The following is an 18,383-nucleotide window of genomic DNA, read 5'->3' on the forward strand; positions in this document are numbered from 1 at the left end:
GGGTGCAAATTGTGATGGTCCCGAGTCTCGTTTTGCTCTGCAAACAAACGTAAACAGAGACCCGCGAACGCTGGAGACCTGCGGTATCAATACTTCATCGACACCGCGAACGTCAAGTTGAAGCGGACACATAGCGGACCTTCATCAGACGAGACGCTGCGCGGTATTACACCCTTTGGCTGTGGTAAAAATGTCTCCTTTTACTGGTTACTGGTTCAAAGGCGACCATGTGGGATCGGACGAGCTGCCGACCGGCAGGGCGCGTTCGTGAAAGCCGGTGATGTCGATGCTGCTGATGCCGGACGAGAACCCGGCGCCACCTGCGTGCGCGGCGCTCTGGCGGCAGAAGGCCAGAACACGGCCATTCGGACAGAAAGTGGGACTTTCCACTGTAAAACCTTCAGTCAGGATACGCTCCCCCGTGCCGTCGGGCGCCATCACGCCCAGCGAGAACGACCCGTTGGCAATGCGCGAGAACGCGATCAGGTCGCCGCGCGGGGACCAGACGGGCGAACCGTAATGCCCGTGGCCATATGAAATACGTTTCGCATCGCCACCGGTTGCAGGCATCACGTAAAGCTGCGGGGAACCGCCGCGGTCGGAATTGAAAACGATCTGCGAGCCGTCGGGGCTGTAGCACGGGCTGGTGTCGATCGCGCCGGAGGACGTCAGCTGCCGCCGCGACATGTTCGACAGTTCCACGGTGTACAGGTCCGACCCGCTGCCACGCGTGACCGACAGCACCACCGCCGCACCATTCGGGCTGAAGCGCGGCGCGAACGACATGCCCGAAAATTCGCCCAGTATCCGCTGCTGTCCGGTGTTCAGGTTGAACAGGTAAACGCGCGGGCGGTTATTGATATAGGACATGAAGGCGAGTTCGCTGTTCGCCGGGTTGAAACGCGGGGTCAGCGTATCCCACTGACCGCTGGTCAGGTAACGGCTGTCCGCGCCATCCTGGTCCATGATCGCAAGCCGCCGCGTCTGGTGCGAACGCGGTCCCGACAGGGCGATATAGGCGATGCGGGAATTGAAATACCCCTTTTCCCCCAGCAGGCGCGTATAGATCACGTCGGCGATCACATGCGCGATCCGCCGCCAGTCCTGGCTGGACGCCGTATAGGCGGTGCCCTGGATCTGGCTGCCGGTGGTCACGTCCCACAGGCGGAATTCCACGCGGATGGATGATCCCTGGTTTTCCGCCCGGCCCGACACCAGCGCGCGCGCGCCCATCGCCTTGTAGGTGGCAAAGTCGGGACGCCCCGCCGGCAGGCTGGCGGCGATGGGACGGAACAGGCCGCAATTTCCCAGATCGGCGGAAATCACGTCGGTAATCTGCTGTCCGATCCCGTTGCCCAGTGACGGGATGACAATGGGAATCGGCGCGGTGCGGGCCTGATCCACGGTAATTTCCGCGTCCGGCGCCGCCGACTGCGCATGCGCCGTGCCTAAAGGCGCGAATAGCGGTGTCGCAAGCAGCCCCCCGGCAATCCCGGCCCCCATGACGCCGCGTCGCCCGAAGGCCGCGGCCATGCGATCGGCATCCGCATCGGGAATAAGTGGCTTTACACTTGGACTCATCTCAATCGTCTCCTCGGTCTCGTCCTGTTTCATGGACGAAATACGAATTTCAGCTGTCGGGTCTGTCCCAGCAGGTTCTTGGGAATCGGCAGCTTGGCGCAGGTCGGGCTCAGCACCGCGTCGCGCGCGCGCTCCGCCAGGGCGCGATAGGACGGATCACTGTCCATGCGGGCCTGCGTCTGCGGCGCGAATTCCACCAGTCGCGCGGTGCCCGTGGCGTCGACCGTCACCACAAGGTGGGCGACAAACTGCGCATAGTTGCGGGCGGCCGTATCCTCGGAATAACAGCGACGCACGGCGTTGCCGATGCCCTTCTGCTCGGCAGCGCTCATCGACTGGGTAATATCTCCGTCAGGCGAACCGCCGCCATCAGGCGCGCCACCCTGCGCCGGATTGGCGCGCGCCTTGGGTGGATGGGTCTGTTTCTGGTCCGCGCGGAAGGAATCCAGCGTCGCCAGCAGCGAATGCGTGTCGGGCACCGGCTTCTTGACCGGATTGGGCTGCGTGATGTGCGAGAACTCCTGCACCTTCGGCGGCGCGTTCTCCTCCGGCTGTGGCGAAGGGGGCACCGGCGCGCTCGCGGGGGAGGGCACGGACTGCGGCTGCGGCGGGGTCTTCAGCGCATCGGGCGACGGCTCTTCCGCCTTGGGCGGCGTGGGCGTGTCGGGGGTGGGCGCCGGGCTTTCCTGTGGCGGCGGCATCGGCGGCGGCGGCGGGGGGGGCGGGGCCGCCTCCTCGTTCGGGGCCTTTTCCGGCGGTGTCGGGGCGGGCGGCGCCGGGTTCGGCACCGGCGCGGGCGCGGGTGCCGGCTTCGGCGCGGGCTTGTCGCCCTTGTGCGGGGTGCCTTCGCCGGAATCGGAGGTGAATTCCATCTCCACCGTGGGGGGCGGGGGCGGTTCGGGCGGGACGGGCACCGGCAGCCGCAGCACCACCGCCAGCAGCAGCGCGACATGCAGGCCGCCCGATATCAGTATCGAACGACGCAGCAGAACACGTTCGGAACGACGCGGACGCGGCACGATCAGGGGACTCCCGAAATTGTCCAGTGTATTGCCCAAGTCCGTTCAGTGTCCGCCACCAGGCGGCTGCTGCGCCAGCAGCGCGACATGCGTGAAACCGCCCGCCGTGATCTGTCCCATCACCTGCATGACGCGGCCATAATCGATATGGGAATCGCCACGCACGAAAATCCTGTGTTCACGATCGTTCTGTGCCACCGCACGCAGCTGGTCCACCAGCGCGTCCTGCGATACGGGGTTGTCCCCCAGATACAGCGTCCCGTCGGAACGGATGGACACGGTGATGGGTTTCGTGTCCGTGTTGACGGGCGCGGCATCGGTTTTCGGCAGGTCGACATTCACGCCGCTGGTCATCATCGGGGCCGTGACCATGAAGATGATCAGCAGCACCAGCATAACGTCCACCAGTGGCGTGACGTTGATGTCGGACATGGGGCGACGGCGACGACGCCGGCGCAGGTCACGCAGGCCACCGGCCATGATCAGCCCCTTTCTTCGGACTGGCGTGACAGGATGGCCGCGAATTCGGTCCCGAACGCATCCAGCCGGTCCTCGAACACGCCAAGGCTGTTGCCGATGACGTTATAGGCGATCACGGCGGGGATGGCGGTCACAAGGCCGATGGCCGTCGCGAACAGGGCTTCGGAAATGCCCGGCGCCACGACGCTGAGGTTGGTGTTGTGCATCGCCGCGATCGACCCGAACGCATGCATGATGCCCCACACCGTGCCGAACAGGCCGATGAACGGCGCGACCGGCCCGATGGTCGCGACAAAGATCAGCCAGCGGTTCAGCCGGTCCATTTCACGCGTGATGGTGATGGACATGGCGCGGTTGACGCGATCCTGCACCCCGCCATGAACCAGGTCGATCCCGGCAATGCGCGACGAACGCCGCCATTCGCCCATCGCCGCGCCGAATACGGCGGCCATCGGGTGAATCGGCTTTGCCCCGTCGGATTCATACAGGTCCTCCAGGCTGCCGCCGGCCCAGAACCTTTCCTCGAAATCGGATGCCTGCCGGTTGACCCGGCGGATGGTCACGATCTTGTCGAAAATGATCGCCCATACGATGACGCTGCTGACAACCAGCCCGATCATCACCAGCTTGACGACGATCGCCGCCTGAAGAAACAGACTCCACAGCGACAATCCGCCGGCCGCAGCCGCTCCCAGATTCGCCGCGTTAACCGCTTGGTCCAAAAACGCCTCCTGCACACCTTCGTAGCATCCGCTCAAACACGAACATTGCCTGTTTGACAAGCCAGCGCCAAGCCGCTTTCCACGCAGCAATGCGCTCTACGCAACCCCAGACGCGAAAAGATCGCCATCTGCGCGTTTCCGGGCTGGAAAAACGCGCATGGCGATCCCCCTTCAGGGAAGCAGCGTGGTCAGCAAATCATGCCATCGCGGCGGAAATCGGGCAGGACGCCCGTCCTGGACGCGAATGCACGCCAGCCGCACGTCCAGCGACGCATGCACGCCGTCCGCGGACTCCACGCCCGCCGCATCCACGCGGGTGAATGTCTGGAGCAGTCGGCAGCTTGCCGGTCCCAGTTCCGTCAGCCGAGTCGTGATGCGCGCGATGTCGTCAAGGCGGAACGGACGCCGGTAATCGAGGGACGCGGTCCGCACGACGAACACCAGGCCATATTCTTCCAGCAGTTCGGACACCGCGCTGCCCTGCGCGCGGATCGCCTCGGTCCGGGCACGCTCGGCAAAGGCGAGATAGCGGGCGTGATAGACCACGCCGCCGGCATCCGTATCCTCGTAATAGACGCGAAAGTCTATCTGGTGCTGCGTCAAGACGCCGTCCCCTCGCCCAGTTCCCCCAGAAGGTCGCCCTGCCCCGCCGTACGCGCCGGGGGCTGCAGCCCCAGATGCCGCCAGCCGCGTTCGCCCAGCATGCGCCCGCGACTGGTGCGCAGGACCAGCCCCTCCTGGATCAGGTAGGGTTCGATCACGTCCTCGATCGTGTCACGCGCCTCGGCCAGTGCCGCGGCCAGCGTCTCCACGCCCACCGGGCCGCCATGATGATATTCCGCGATCCGGCGCAGGTAACGGCGGTCCATGCCATCAAGGCCCATCGAATCCACCTCCAGCCGCGCCAGCGCCGCATCGGCCAGCGCCCGGTCCACCGGCCCGCGTCCCGACCGTGCCACGGCGGCGAAATCGCGCACCCGCCGCAAAAGCCGCCCGGCGATGCGCGGCGTGCCGCGTGAACGGCGGGCGATTTCCTCCGCCCCGTCATGGGTCAGTTCGAAATTCAGCTTCTGCGCCCCGCGTGAGACGATCTGGCGCAGTTCCTCGGGCGTGTAGAACACCAGCCGCAGCGGGATCCCGAACCGGTCGCGCAGCGGCGTCGCCAGCAGGCCCGCGCGCGTCGTGGCCGCCACCAGCGTAAAGGGCGAAAGGTCGATGCGCACCGACCGCGCCGCCGGTCCCTCGCCGATGATCAGGTCGAGCTGGAAATCCTCCATCGCCGGATACAGCACCTCCTCGATGGAGGGCTGGAGGCGGTGGATCTCGTCAATGAACAGCACGTCGCGCGGCTGCAGGTTGGTCAGGATGGCGGCAAGGTCGCCCGCGCGCTGTATGACCGGCCCGGACGTGGCGCGGAAACCGACGCCAAGTTCGCGCGCCACGATCTGCGCCAGCGTCGTCTTGCCCAGTCCCGGAGGCCCATGCAGCAGGACGTGGTCCATCGCCTCCCCCCGCTGCCGGGCGGCGGCGATGAAGACGGCAAGGTTCTCGCGGCTGGCTTTCTGCCCGGTGAAATCATCCAGCGTCTGGGGCCGCAGGCTGGCCTCGGCCGCATCGTCCTCCCCCCGGGTGGCATCGATCTCGCGTTCGGGATGTTCGCTCATCGGGCCAGTTCCTTCAGGCTTTCGCGGATGATGACATCAAGGTCACCCCCGCCCTCCAGCCGTTCCATCACGCGCGCGACCACCGGCTGCGCCTCCGCCCGGCGAAAGCCCAGCCCCGACAGCGCCAGCAGCGCATCCGACAGGACCCCGCCGCCCGCGCCGGCCGGCGCCGCGACCGTAACGCCTGCGGCACCCCCCGTGGGCATGCCATCGCATTTATCGCGCAGTTCGGTGACGATCCGCTGCGCAAGGCGCGCGCCCACGCCCGCCGCGCGCGTCAGCCCCGCCTTGTCCCCCGCCGCGATGGCCGCGATCAGGTCGGTGGCGGACAGCGTGGACAGGATCGCCAGCGCGACCTTCGCGCCCACGCCCTGCACCGTCGTCAGCAGGCGGAACCACGCCCGTTCGGCCGCGTCGATGAAACCGTACAGCAGGATCGCATCCTCCCGCACCACGGTTTCCACCAGCACGCGCGCCACTTCGGGTGGCTGCGGCAGGGCCGAAAGCGTGCGGGTGGAGGCATGGACCAGATAGCCGACGCCGCCGACATCGATGACGCAGCGGTCGGCCTCCACCTGTCCCGCCAGTCCTGTCAGCTGCGCGATCATGCCATCCTCGTGGCGCGGGCGACATGCGCGGCGCTAGCCCGGTGGTGGGCATGACAGATGGCGACCGCCAGCGCATCCGCCGCGTCGGCACGCCTGGCAATCGCGGTGGGCAGCAGGCGTCGCACCATCATTTCCACCTGTTCCTTCGTCGCGGCCCCAGTGCCGACAACCGCGCGCTTGACCGCCTTCGCGCCGTATTCGGCCACCGCGATATCCAGCAGCACCGGCACCAGCAGCCCCACGCCACGGGCATATCCCAGTTTCAGCGTCGCGGCCCCGTTGCGGTTGACATAGGTTTCCTCGATCGCGGCCTCGTCCGGGGCAAAGCCACGGCCAAGCTCCAGCAGCGCATCATGCAGATGCCGCAGGCGCAGGGGAACCGACATCGCGGAGTCGGTGGCAATGACGCCATCGGCGACATGGGACAGGCGGTTGCCCCGCGCCTCGATCACGCCCCAGCCGGTAAACCGCAGGCCAGGATCGATTCCCAGTATCCGGACCACGGCGGGCGCGATCAGGCCGACAGCTTTTCAGCCACGTCGTCGGGAAGGTCGAAATTGGCGTACACCGACTGCACGTCGTCATTTTCCTCCAGCACGTCGATCAGCTTGAGCACGCTGCTCGCCTTTTCCTCGTCCAGGGTCACGACCGTATCGGGACGCCAGTCAAGCCGGGCCGACGCGGGTTCGCCGAAACGGGTTTCAAGCGCGTCGCGCACGGCGAAAAAGGATTCCACCGCGCAGGTGATTTCATGCCCTTCCGCCGTGGTTTCGACATTGTCGGCCCCGGCCTCGATCCCGGCCTCGAGCATTTCATCCTCGGTCGCGACATCCAGCGGATAGGTGATGACGCCAAGGCGCTGGAACATGAAGGAGACGGAGTTCGTCTCCCCCAGCGAACCGCCATGCTTGGAAAAGGCCGCGCGCACGTCGGACGCCGTGCGGTTGCGGTTGTCGGTCAGGCCTTCCACGATCACGGCAACGCCCGCCGGGCCGTATCCCTCATACCGGACCTCCACGTAATCGTCGCCGCCCCCCGCGCCGGAGGCCTTCTTGATCGCGCGTTCGACCGTGTCCTTGGGCATGTTCACTTCGCGCGCGGCGGAAATGGCCGCCCGCAGGCGCGGGTTCATCGCCGGGTCGGGCATGCCTTCGCGCGTGGCGACGGTGATTTCGCGGATGACCTTTGCAAACTGCTTCGCGCGCTTGGCGTCCTGCGCGCCCTTGCGATGCATGATGTTCTTGAATTGGGAATGACCCGCCATCGTTCGTCCCTGATCCTGTAAGTCTCTTGTTTATTATCCAGCCCGCGCGGGCGCGCCCTTTCCCCTAGCCGAGGCGCCCGTGGCAGTGCTTGTACTTCTTGCCCGATCCGCACGGACATGACGCGTTGCGCGGGACCTCCCCCCAGCTTGACGGATCGTCCGGCATGACCGCAGCCCCGCCGATGGGTTCGGCCATCGCAAGGTCCGGCAGCTTGCCATCCGTGCGCGGCAGCAGTCCGGGGCCGGGTTCATTTTCCAGCCCGGGCACGCGCGGGTCGGAATGGACCTCCGCCATGCCGCCGGGGAACGGGTCGTCGATGGGCGGGGGCGCGACCTCGACCCGCGACATGGTCGATGTCACCCGCAGCCGCAGGTGGTCGAGCATCGCGTTGAACAGTTCGAACGCCTCGTGCTTGAACTCGTTCAGGGGATCCTTCTGCCCATAGGCACGCAGGCCGATGCCCTGGCGCAGCTGGTCCAGCGCCAGCAGGTGTTCCTTCCACACCGCGTCGAACGTGGTCAGCAGCACCTGCTTTTCGACATACCGCATGATGGACGGGCCGAAATTGGCCGCCTTGGTCGCCTGCGCCTGATTCGCGGCCTGCTCGATCCGTTCGGCCACAGCCGCGCCATCCATGCCGTCCTCGGCCGCCCATTCGTCGATCGGCAGGCTCAGGCCCAGCACGCTGGTGATCTCGGCCGCCAGTTCCTCCTTCTGCCACTGCTCGGCAAAGGAACGTTCAGGGATGTGGCGTTCCACCATGTCGTGAATGACGTCGGCGCGCATGTCCGCGATGATGGGGGAGACATCCTCCATCGCCATGTATTCCCGGCGCTGGGCATAGACCTCCTTGCGCTGGTCATTCATGACGTCGTCATATTTCAGCGTGTTCTTGCGCATGTCGAAGTTGCGCGCCTCGACCTTTTTCTGCGCACGCTCCAGCGCCTTGTTGATCCAGGGATGGACGATGGCCTCCCCTTCCTTCAGACCCAGTTTCTGGAGCATCCCGCCCATGCGGTCGGTGCCGAAGATGCGCATCAGGTCATCTTCGAGCGAGATGAAGAAGCGCGAATTGCCCGGATCGCCCTGACGCCCCGCGCGGCCGCGCAGCTGGTTGTCGATGCGGCGGCTTTCATGGCGTTCGGTGCCGATCACGTACAGGCCGCCCGCCTTCTGGACGATGTCGTGGTATTCCGCCACCTGCGCGCGCAGTTCCGCCTCGCGCCGGGCGCGTTCCTCCGGATCCTTGATGTCGCCGAGTTCCTGGGCGATGCGCATTTCCACATTGCCGCCCAGCTTGATGTCGGTGCCGCGCCCGGCCATGTTGGTTGCGATCGTGATCGCCCCCGGCGCGCCGGCCTGCGCCACGATGGTCGCCTCCATTTCATGGAAGCGGGCATTGAGCACGTTGTGGCGCACCCCGCGCTTGCGCAGCAGGGAGGAGAGCAGCTCGCTCTTCTCGATGGAGGTGGTGCCGACCAGAACGGGCTGCCCGCCCTTGGACACTTCTTCCACCAGCGCGCTGACGGCCTCGTATTTCTCGCGCGCGGTCAGGTACACCTCGTCATCGTCGTCCTTGCGGGCGATGGGGCGGTTGGTCGGGATCTCGATGACGTCGAGCTTGTAGATGTCCGCGAATTCGTCCGCCTCGGTCATCGCGGTGCCGGTCATGCCCGACAGGCGCGGATACAGGCGGAAATAGTTCTGGAACGTGATGGAGGCCAGCGTCTGGTTTTCCTGCTGGATCTCCACATGCTCCTTCGCCTCCAGCGCCTGGTGCAGGCCGTCGGAATAACGACGGCCATCCATCATGCGGCCGGTGAACTCGTCAATGATGATCACCTTGTCGTCGCGCACGATGTAATCGACATCGCGCGTGAACAGCGTATGCGCGCGCAGCGACTGCTGCACATGGTGGATGACGGCAACGTTCTGGATGTCGTACAGGCCGCCTTCCTTCAGCACGCCCGCGTCGCGCAGCATCTGCTCGACCTCTTCCGCGCCCTTGTCGGTCAGGATGACGGAACGGTATTTCTCATCCTTTTCAAAGGCATCGGGATCCTTGACCAGGACCGCCATCACCTCGTCCACCGAGCGGTAGAGGTCGGAGCTGTCGTCGGCGGGGCCGGAAATGATCAGCGGGGTGCGGGCCTCGTCGATCAGGATCGAATCGACCTCGTCAACGATGGCATGGTGGAAGGGGCGCTGGACCATGTCCTCGGCGCGGTATTTCATGTTGTCGCGCAGGTAGTCGAAGCCGAATTCGTTGTTCGTGCCATAGGTGATGTCGGCGGCATAGGCGGCGCGGCGTTCATGTTCGGGGATGTTGGGCACGACCACCCCGGTCGTCAGGCCGAGGAAGGAATAGAGCCTGCCCATCTCCTCCGCGTCGCGGCTGGCGAGGTAGTCGTTGACGGTCACGACATGCACGCCCTTGCCCGAAAGCGCGCTGAGATAGACGGCGAGTGTCGCGACAAGGGTCTTGCCCTCGCCCGTGCGCATTTCCGCGATCTTGCCATCCTGCAGCACCATGCCACCGATCAGCTGCACATCGAAATGACGCATGCCCAGCACACGGCGCGAGGCCTCGCGGCACACGGCAAAGGCTTCGGGCAGGAGCGCGTCGAGGGTTTCGCCCTTTGCGATGCGTTCACGGAATTCCTGCGTCTTGGCCGCGAGTGCCTGATCGTCAAGCGCCTGCATCTGGGGTTCAAGCGCGTTGATGGCGGGGATGCGCCGCTGGTACGCTTTCAACGCCCGGTCATTGGCGGTTCCGAACAGGGCACGGGCAATACTGGCGAACATATGGACCTTCCCGAGATGGCGATTCCCGCGTCGGAGGGGGCGATGACGCGGGGGGCATGCACACGGATAACATTCTTGCGCGGAACCATCAGATAGGACCCACGTCGCCATGGGTCAACAGATGCCGCCCCACCGCGTCGCGAAAGATCCCCGCGAAGGTTCCCGCGCCACCGCCCCTTGCGGGAGCGGACAGCCTTCGCCATGATGCCCGGCCAACGCGTCCATAAATTAGGGTTATTCGCACATGCGGACTTTCGGTCCGGCAAAGGCCATCGCAACGATGGCCCTGCTTGCTTCCACAATCCTCGTCCCTCCAGCCCTCGCGGCGGGCACCGCGCCCGCTGCCGCCACCCCGGCGGCAGCCGCCCCGGCCGACACGAACCCGCGCCTTGCGTCGGTCAACGGGCAGGATATCCGCCTCAACGATATCCGCCAGGCCATCGCCACGATGCCGGACCAGCTGCGCAAGCTGCCGGAAAACGTCATCCTGCCGATTCTCCTGAACCAGCTGGTTGACCAGAAGGCGATCCAGATCGTCGCGGAAAAGAGCGGCCTGTCCAAGCAGCCGGACGTGCAGCACCAGATGGAGGTCGCGGCGCAGAACGCGTTGCAGAACGCCTATCTGTCCGCGCAGGTCATGCCGGGCCTGACCGATGACGCGATCAAGTCGTATTACGACAAGAATTACGCCAACAAGCCAGGGGCGGAGGAAATCCACGCCCGCCACATCCTTGTCCCGACCGAGGCACAGGCCAACGACATCATCAAGCAGCTGAAGGCCGGCGGCAACTTCGCCGACCTCGCGACGAAGCTGTCCAAGGATCCCGGCTCGGCCAAGCAGAATGGCGGCGACCTCGGCTGGTTCAAGAAGGGCGACATGCTGCCGAGCTTCTGGGACGCGGCATCCGCCCTGCAGCCCAACAGCTTCAGCCAGACCCCGGTGCACACCCAGTACGGCTGGCACGTGATCCAGGTCCTGGGCAAGCGCACGGCCGCGACGCCGACGCTTGATTCCGTGCGTGACCAGATCCGCCAGAAGCTGATCCAGGAAGGCGTGCAGAAGGCCGTCAGCTCCGCCGTGGCGCAGGTCAAGATCGTCCGTTACGGACCCGACGGCAAGCCGCTGCCGGAAAACGCGCCCAACACGCCGCCCGCCGCGCACTGACGCGACGCAGGGCCGGCGCGACCGCCACATGACGGGCGCGCCGGCCGGTGGCCTTCCCCCGGCCGTCATGCGCGCCATGGCGGCCGGAGCGGGCATCCATCAACATGATATCCCCGCGTGGCATCGCACCCACGCCAGGCCAAAGGACCCGATGCGCCATGGCTGACGCCCTTCCCACTTCCCCGCTCGCACGGCCGTTTCCCGATCTGACGCCGCTGGCTGGCGTGCGATTTGGCGCGACGGCGGCCGGCATCCGCTATGCCGGGCGCACGGACCTTGTCATGGCGGAATTCGCGCCGGGCACGCAGGTCGCGGGCGTCTTTACCCGCAGCCGGTGCCCCGGCGCGCCGGTGGATTGGTGCCGCGCGGCGCTGGCCGGTGGGGTGGCGCGCGCGCTGGTGGTGAACGCGGGCAACGCCAACGTCTTTACCGGCCGCGCGGGATACGAGGCGACGCAGGCCAACGCCGCCGACGCCGCGCGCCTTGTGGAATGCGCGGCAAGCGAGGTCTTCCTCGCCTCGACCGGGGTGATTGGCGAGGTCCTTCCCTATCGCAAGATCAGCGACGCGCTGCCGGGACTGTATGGCCGCCTGTCGGAAAATGGCTGGGCCGACGCGGCGCGCGGCATCATGACCACCGACACCTTCCCCAAGGGGGCGGTGCGCGAGGCCACGATCGGCGATGCGAAGGTGCGCATCCAGGGCATCGCCAAGGGCAGCGGCATGATCGCGCCCGACATGGCGACCATGCTGGCCTTTGTCGTAACCGACGCCACCCTGCCCGCGCCGGTGCTGCAGGCGCTGCTGTCGCGCGGGACGGAAAAAAGCTTCAACTGCACCACCGTCGATTCCGATACCTCGACCTCGGACATGGCGCTGCTGTTCGCGACGGGGCAGGTCGCCTGTCCCGCCATCACGTCCGCGGATGACCCGGCGCTGGCGGATTTCGCGGCGGCGCTGGATGCCGTGCTGCTGGAACTCGCGCTCCTGGTGGTGCGCGACGGCGAAGGCGCGACCAAGATGATGCATATCCGCGTAACGGGCGCCACCTCCGACGAATCGGCAAAGCGCGTGGCGATGGCCATCGCCAATTCCCCGCTGGTCAAGACCGCGATCGCGGGCGAAGACGCGAACTGGGGCCGCGTGGTCATGGCCGTGGGCAAAAGCGGCGAGCCCGCCAACCGCGACACCCTGTCGGTCGGGATCGGCGGGACCTGGATCGCGCGCAACGGCACGGTCATCCCCGATTACGACGAAGCGCCGGTCGTCGCGCACATGAAGGGGCAGGAAATCGAAATCGAGGTCGATCTCGGCCTGGCCAACGGCATCGGGCAGGCATGGACGTGCGACCTGACGCACGGCTATATCGACATCAACGGCTCCTACCGCAGCTAGTCCCCGTTCACGCGATCATGGCGGGAAATGACACGACGCCCGCGCGGAGCTGCCCGCGCGCGGGTGGAAGACATGACCCGTTTTTTTCCGTTTCCGTTCCACCCGCTCCGGTGGCATGCCTGTCATAGCCGCCTTTGGCGGGCCATCCACGGTCCATTGAGCAGGAACGAGGCACGCGATGTCCGATCAGTTTTCCCAAGCCAGCCAGCCCAACCCCTATCCCGAAGTCTGGGTCTATGGCGGATTCTGGATCCGGGTCGTGGCGCACCTGGTGGATTCCCTGATCGTGTGGGTCGGGCTTGGGCTTCTGGGCGCGATCATCGGCCCCAGCGTGTCGATCACGATATTCGATCCCCAGCCCGCCGGCGGCGGCGGGGATTACAGCGTGTCCTACATCCAGCCCGTCGATTACATGATCATGTCGAGTACCCCGCACGTCCACTGGCACGGCCACGGGCTGCTGGAAATGGCATGGCTGCTGCTGCCGGCCCTGTACTACATCATTTTCGAAAGTTCCCGCCTGCAGGCCACGCCGGGCAAGCTGCTATGCCGGATGCGGGTAACGGACCTGAACGGAAACCGGATCGACTTTCTGCGGGCGACAGGTCGTTATCTGGGGAAATACCTGTCTTTCCTGATACTGGGAATCGGTTTCCTGATGGTCGCGTGGACCCGTCGCAAGCAGGGACTGCATGATATCCTGGCAGGCACCTATGTCATCCGCCGCCAGCTTGAGGCCCCGCCCCCGCCCGTCCCGCCCGCGTGGCAGTAACGCGCGCCCCATGCAGGCAACGGCTTCCCCTGCCCCGAACAGAGGCCGCGCCGTCATGCCCCGACACCGCCACCCGACACCGCCATGTGACGTCATTGTCCGCAGTCGCCCCGCGCCTGCGGAATGATGACAAATCATGAAAACGCCACGGTGAAGGCAACTGTGATGGCCGATTTTCGTTATAGTTGTTTATACATTGAAATAGCGTAAGTTTTTTGCCCGGTCATTCCGGGTTGCGTTCCCGTGCCCCTTTTATCCACGCCCCTGCCCATGCATCAGTCATGGCAGGCGGACGGGACGGGCGCGGGAACGACATGACGACGTGATGCAGGAGGTGACCAAAGGCATGCCCGCCGATTTCGTGACTGTTCCCCCATCCCCGCGCCGGTCCCGGGCGGGAGCGTGCCTCGCACTTCTCTTTTCCATCCTCACGCTATTTTCCGTCATGGGCTCCGCCCGCGCCGCCGACGCCGCGCAGGGGCATGCACAGGGGCAGATGACCGCCGATCAGGCGCAGCAGGTCCTGTCGGTCATGAACGACCCGCAGAAACGCGCCGAATTCACCAAGACGCTGGAGGCAATCTCCAAGGGGCTGCCCGCGCCGGCCGCCCCGGCGCCCACGCCCCCTCCGGCCGCGGCAAAGGCCGCGCCGAGCGACGTTTCGGTGGAACCCGACAGCATCAGCAGCGAATTCCTTGACGAACTGACGCATGCGCGCGACATCGCCCTGCATCAGGCGCAGAATTTCATGGCGCTGTTCAAGGATCTGGCCTTTGTCGGTCACTGGGTCCATTCCACGCTGAGCAACGCGGATTCGCGGCAGATCCTGCTTGACGCGACCGGCCGCGCCACGCTCATCGTGCTGTTCGCGCTGGCGGCGGAACATGGCTTTTCGCTGCTGCTGCGCAAGCCGCTGGCGGGGGTGACCGCGCGCGCCGTCGCGACGGAAGCCCGCCTGAACCAGCATGTCCGGGCCGAGGACACGCAGCAGGACGCGCAGGCCACCGCCACCCTGTCCGCCGACGGATCGAAGGAAACGGCCGACGAGCGCGCGACCGAACAGACCCGCCAGCAGGATGACAAGCAGCAGCACGAGACCCTGCGCATCATCGCGCGCATCCCCTTCTCGCTCCTGCACCTGCTGATCAAGCTGCTGCCGGTGGCGCTGTTCCTTGGCATCGGCTATGGCGGATCGGCGCTGCTGACCTCCACCCATCAGGCGGCGATGGTGACGCTGACGCTGACCAATGCCTATGTCATCGCGCGGGCGCTCTACCTGCTGCTGGAAATGGTGTTCGTGCCGCGTTCGCCCACCATCCGCCTGTGCACCGCCAGCGACGCCACGGCGCGCATGGTCACGCGGTGGTGGAACTTCCTTGTCGCCGCGCCCTCGCTGGTGATCTGCCTGTCCACGCTGGGCGGGGTGTTCGACATGCCCGCGCGCGGGACCGAGGCGATCATCCGCGCCGTCGTGCTGGTCGAACATATCCTGGTCGCCATCTTCATCTGGCGCATCCGCAAGCATGTGGCCGGGGCGCTTCAGCCGCCCGCGCGTTTCCAGGACAAGCCGTTCTGGGTCTTTGTCGGCCGGATGGTGCATTTCTGGTGGGTGCTGGCGATGTTCTTCGACTTCGCGCTGTGGCTGGTGTGGGCGACGCAGGTTCGCGGCGGCTATGCCTGGATCCTGCGCACGCTGTCGCTGACGATCATCGTGATCCTGCTGGCGCGCCTGTTTGCGATCCTCGCCTTTGGCGTGCAGAATAAGCTGTTCCAGATCTCGCCCCAGACGGAAAAGCGCTATCCCGGCCTTCAGGCGCGGATGGATTACTACTACCCCTATGCGCGGCGGGCGCTGTCGTTCCTGCTGTCCTTTGCCACGGTCGTGTGCCTGCTGCAGTCGTGGGGCCTGCCCGCCTTTGCCTTCTTCCTCCACGGCTCGCTCGGGACCAAGATCATCGGCGCGATCCTGACGGTGATGGTCGCCTATACCGTTGCCATCGTGGTGTGGGAGGCGGCGAACGCCGCCCTGCAGAGCCAGATCAACCGCTTCGAGACCTCGGAACAGGCCTCCCGCGCCAGTCGCCTGCGCACGGTGCTGCCGATCATCCGCACGGTGCTGCTGACCTTCATCATCGTGATCGTGACGGTCACCACCCTGTCGCAGATCGGCATCAACGTGGCCCCGCTGCTGACGGGTGCGGGCATCATGGGTGCCGCCGTGGCCTTCGGCGCGCAGAGCCTGGTCAAGGACTTCATCACCGGCTTCTTCATGCTGGTGGAAAATGCGATGCAGGTTGGCGACTGGGTCACCGCGGGCAGCGTGTCCGGCACGGTGGAGCATCTGTCGATCCGCACGCTGCGCCTGCGTTCGGTCAACGGCGACCTGCATATCATCCCGTTCTCCTCGGTCACGTCGATCGCGAACACCTCGCGCGATTACAACCTCGTGGTCGTGGATTTCATGCTGGACCTGAGCGAGGATCCGTCCCGCGTGGCGGCCATCCTGCATGACGAACTGGCGCAGATGCGCAAGGATCCGAAGTTCGCGCCGCTGATCAAGTCCGACTTCTCCTTCCTCGGGGTGGAGCAGGCGGATGGCAACGGGGCGAAATTCCTTGGCTCCATCCGCACCACGCCGGGTTCCAAGTGGAAGGTGTATCGCGAATATTACCGCCGCCTGACCGGGCGGATGGTCAAGGAAGGCGTGAAGTTCCCGATGCCGACCGCGGTCAGCATGCTGGGCAACATGCCGGGCACCGACGGGCTGAAGGTCCACAGCGACATGAAGATGGTCTTTCCCCCCAGCCCGGCCCAGCAGCAGGCGGCGCAACACGGCGCCCCTGCCACGGACGACCCTCACGCGGCCCCCACGGCACAGGTGACACAGGCGACCGATGTGCCGCATGATGGGGCGACATCCAACCCCGGCACCCCTGCCGCCAGCCCGAGTCCAAAGGCCCACGAATGACCCCTGCCGCCGGTCCCGACCTGATCCTGCCCACGATGGAGGCGCCCCTGCGCGCGAAGGGGTTCGTCTTTGTCGGGGCGGAACGGATGCATGCGGAACTGACCCGTTACGGACTGCGTGACTGGGACAGTTTCGCGGCAAGCTGGAACCGGCTGGGGATCGACCGTTACATGGCCGATGGCGGCCGTTACCGCCGCCGTCGCCACGCCACGTTCGCGGTGGGCGAGGACGGGCTGCGGCGCAAGAAGCACCAGCCCCATTACCAGAGCCGCGATTACAACGAGCTCAATGGCGGGATCGAACGCTGGTTCCGCGCGGTGGAGCCGGAAATCGGCGCCCATTCCGCGATGCAGGCGATCGTGCGGCTGATGTATCGCATCGTCACCGACCTGACCCCGCCCGAACGCCGGCCGGAGGCATGGCACGCGGAAATCCATCAGTTCCGTATCGAGGCCCTGTCGGAACAGCCCGGGCATCCCACGCCCGAGGGACTGCACCGTGACGGGGTGGACTGGGTCCTGGTGCTGATGATCCGGCGTGAAAATGTCATGTCCGGCGAAACCACCATCCATGACCTGCAACGCCGCATGGTGGGAACCTTCATGCTGGACCGGCCGATGGATGCGGCCATCGTCGATGACAACCGCGTCTATCACGGGGTTACGGCGGTGCGTCCCATCGACCCGTCCCGCCCGGCCTATCGCGACGTCCTGGTCGTCACTTTCCGCCACCAATGACCCTGCCGCCCGGCCATCCGGGGGCATCGGGTGGACCATGGCGCCGCTTCGCGCTGACGCTGCTGGCCTCGATCCTGCTGACTGGCGGGGCGCTGTACGGTTTCATCGTCACGGTCGATCCGTGGGACATGCTGCCGCTTTCGCCGCCGCTGCCGCGCATCCCCATCACCACCAACGCCCGTTACAGCATGCCCGCGCTGGCGCGCCGGGCGGAATTCGATTCGGTCATGCTGGGCACCTCCACCTCCCGCCTGATGCAGCCCGCCGTGCTGGACGGGGCGCTGGACGCGCGTTTCGCGCAGCTGGGCATGAACAGCGCAAGCGCGTGGGAACAGGCGCGCATGCTGGACCTGTTCATGCGCCATCATCCGCATCCGCGCGTGGTGATGATCGATATCGACGCCGCATGGTGCCGCAACCGGCCGGGAAACCTGACCTCCCCCAACCGGCCGTGGCCGGAATGGATGTATGGCGGCTCCGGCTGGGCGGGATACCTGCACATGGCGGACCTTTACGCCCTGCAGGAGGCGGCGAACCAGTTCCTGTGGCTGATCGGGGCAAAGCCACAGCGTTTCGGGACGGACGGATATACCAGCTTCGTCCCGCCGGACGACCGTTATGACCGCGCGCGCGTCGACCGGGCGTTCGCCACATGGACGCCCCCCGACCCGACGCCCGCGCCCGCCGGGGCGGACATGGTCCCGCCCGACAGCATCGGGCTGCTGCGCGCCATGCTGTCGGGCCTGCCGCCCGGGACGCGCCGCCTGCTGTGGTTTCCCCCGGCCTCCGCCTGGCTGCATGGTCCGGCGGGCAGCCGCAGCATGACGCGCGCGCTGGCGTGCCGCAGGGCCATCAGCGCCATGACGGCGGACATGGCCGACACGCTGGTGGTGGATTTCGACATCCCCGGCCCCATCGTCGACAATCGCGACAATTTCTGGGACCCCCTGCATTACCGCCTGTCGGTGGCGCGCCGGATCATGGACGACCTGGGCCGCATCGCCCGTGGCGGCGATGGCGGGGCGGATGCGCACGTACTGGTGCGCAACGGATGGCGCACGCCCTGATGCAGTGCTGACACATGCCCTTTGGGCGGCGCGGCACGGGGGAAAAGAGGCAAGCCATGCGCTACGCTCACCATTCCGTCGCGGCAGCGGGCCTTGTGCGTGACGGGTCATCTGGTATGGGAAGAGAACGCCCCCG

General features: G+C 66.1%; 16 protein-coding genes. 6 read left to right on the top strand and 10 right to left on the bottom strand.

The window, feature by feature from the left end; all coding sequences use genetic code 11:
• Window positions 1-207: 207 nt before the first annotated feature.
• The 10 genes from tolB to secA form a co-directional block, all read right to left on the bottom strand.
• Window positions 208-1,581: a Tol-Pal system beta propeller repeat protein TolB gene (gene tolB / locus NJLHNGOC_RS04335; RefSeq protein WP_113595326.1), complete on the bottom strand. Its 1,374-nt coding sequence runs from the start codon at window positions 1,579-1,581 to the stop codon at window positions 208-210.
• A gap of 29 nt (window positions 1,582-1,610) precedes the next feature.
• Entirely contained in the window at window positions 1,611-2,603 is a 993-nt protein-coding gene (locus tag NJLHNGOC_RS04340) for an energy transducer TonB (protein ID WP_113595327.1), read from the bottom strand.
• 42 nt (window positions 2,604-2,645) lie between these two features.
• Window positions 2,646-3,080: a protein TolR gene (tolR, locus tag NJLHNGOC_RS04345; protein ID WP_113595268.1), complete on the bottom strand. Its 435-nt coding sequence runs from the start codon at window positions 3,078-3,080 to the stop codon at window positions 2,646-2,648.
• Between the two features lie 2 nt (window positions 3,081-3,082).
• Window positions 3,083-3,802, bottom strand: a complete 720-nt coding sequence (tolQ, locus tag NJLHNGOC_RS04350; RefSeq protein ID WP_110529065.1) for a protein TolQ — start codon at window positions 3,800-3,802, stop codon at window positions 3,083-3,085.
• A gap of 171 nt (window positions 3,803-3,973) precedes the next feature.
• Entirely contained in the window at window positions 3,974-4,405 is a 432-nt protein-coding gene (locus tag NJLHNGOC_RS04355) for a YbgC/FadM family acyl-CoA thioesterase (protein ID WP_113595269.1), read from the bottom strand.
• On the bottom strand, window positions 4,402-5,466 hold the full coding sequence (ruvB, locus tag NJLHNGOC_RS04360) for a Holliday junction branch migration DNA helicase RuvB (protein WP_110560401.1): 1,065 nt from the start codon (window positions 5,464-5,466) through the stop codon (window positions 4,402-4,404). Before ruvB ends, NJLHNGOC_RS04355 begins: the two co-directional genes overlap by 4 nt.
• Entirely contained in the window at window positions 5,463-6,074 is a 612-nt protein-coding gene (gene ruvA / locus NJLHNGOC_RS04365) for a Holliday junction branch migration protein RuvA (protein ID WP_113595270.1), read from the bottom strand. Before ruvA ends, ruvB begins: the two co-directional genes overlap by 4 nt.
• Window positions 6,071-6,577 (bottom strand): crossover junction endodeoxyribonuclease RuvC, encoded by a 507-nt coding sequence (gene ruvC, locus NJLHNGOC_RS04370; protein WP_113595271.1) that lies wholly within the window; start codon window positions 6,575-6,577, stop codon window positions 6,071-6,073. Before ruvC ends, ruvA begins: the two co-directional genes overlap by 4 nt.
• 11 nt (window positions 6,578-6,588) lie before the next feature.
• Entirely contained in the window at window positions 6,589-7,338 is a 750-nt protein-coding gene (locus tag NJLHNGOC_RS04375) for a YebC/PmpR family DNA-binding transcriptional regulator (RefSeq protein ID WP_113595272.1), read from the bottom strand.
• Between the two features lie 64 nt (window positions 7,339-7,402).
• On the bottom strand, window positions 7,403-10,144 hold the full coding sequence (gene secA / locus NJLHNGOC_RS04380) for a preprotein translocase subunit SecA (protein ID WP_113595273.1): 2,742 nt from the start codon (window positions 10,142-10,144) through the stop codon (window positions 7,403-7,405).
• 244 nt (window positions 10,145-10,388) lie between these two features.
• Between secA and NJLHNGOC_RS04385 the strand changes: the two genes are divergently transcribed.
• The 6 genes from NJLHNGOC_RS04385 (at window position 10,389) to NJLHNGOC_RS04410 (ending at window position 18,247) form a co-directional block, all read left to right on the top strand.
• Window positions 10,389-11,309, top strand: a complete 921-nt coding sequence (locus NJLHNGOC_RS04385; RefSeq protein ID WP_408890538.1) for a peptidylprolyl isomerase — start codon at window positions 10,389-10,391, stop codon at window positions 11,307-11,309.
• Between the two features lie 158 nt (window positions 11,310-11,467).
• Window positions 11,468-12,703, top strand: coding sequence for a bifunctional glutamate N-acetyltransferase/amino-acid acetyltransferase ArgJ (argJ, locus tag NJLHNGOC_RS04390; RefSeq protein WP_113595274.1), 1,236 nt, complete (start codon window positions 11,468-11,470; stop codon window positions 12,701-12,703).
• Between the two features lie 178 nt (window positions 12,704-12,881).
• Entirely contained in the window at window positions 12,882-13,475 is a 594-nt protein-coding gene (locus tag NJLHNGOC_RS04395) for an RDD family protein (protein WP_113595275.1), read from the top strand.
• A gap of 346 nt (window positions 13,476-13,821) precedes the next feature.
• Window positions 13,822-16,443, top strand: coding sequence for a mechanosensitive ion channel family protein (locus NJLHNGOC_RS04400; RefSeq protein WP_113595329.1), 2,622 nt, complete (start codon window positions 13,822-13,824; stop codon window positions 16,441-16,443).
• Complete coding sequence (locus tag NJLHNGOC_RS04405; RefSeq protein WP_113595276.1) at window positions 16,440-17,180, top strand: 2OG-Fe dioxygenase family protein; 741 nt, start codon at window positions 16,440-16,442, stop codon at window positions 17,178-17,180. The genes NJLHNGOC_RS04400 and NJLHNGOC_RS04405 overlap by 4 nt, the downstream gene beginning before the upstream one ends.
• On the top strand, window positions 17,177-18,247 hold the full coding sequence (locus NJLHNGOC_RS04410) for a hypothetical protein (protein WP_113595277.1): 1,071 nt from the start codon (window positions 17,177-17,179) through the stop codon (window positions 18,245-18,247). Before NJLHNGOC_RS04405 ends, NJLHNGOC_RS04410 begins: the two co-directional genes overlap by 4 nt.
• Window positions 18,248-18,383 lie beyond the last annotated feature (136 nt).

The organism is Novacetimonas cocois, from assembly GCF_003311635.1.
Lineage (GTDB): Bacteria > Pseudomonadota > Alphaproteobacteria > Acetobacterales > Acetobacteraceae > Novacetimonas > Novacetimonas cocois.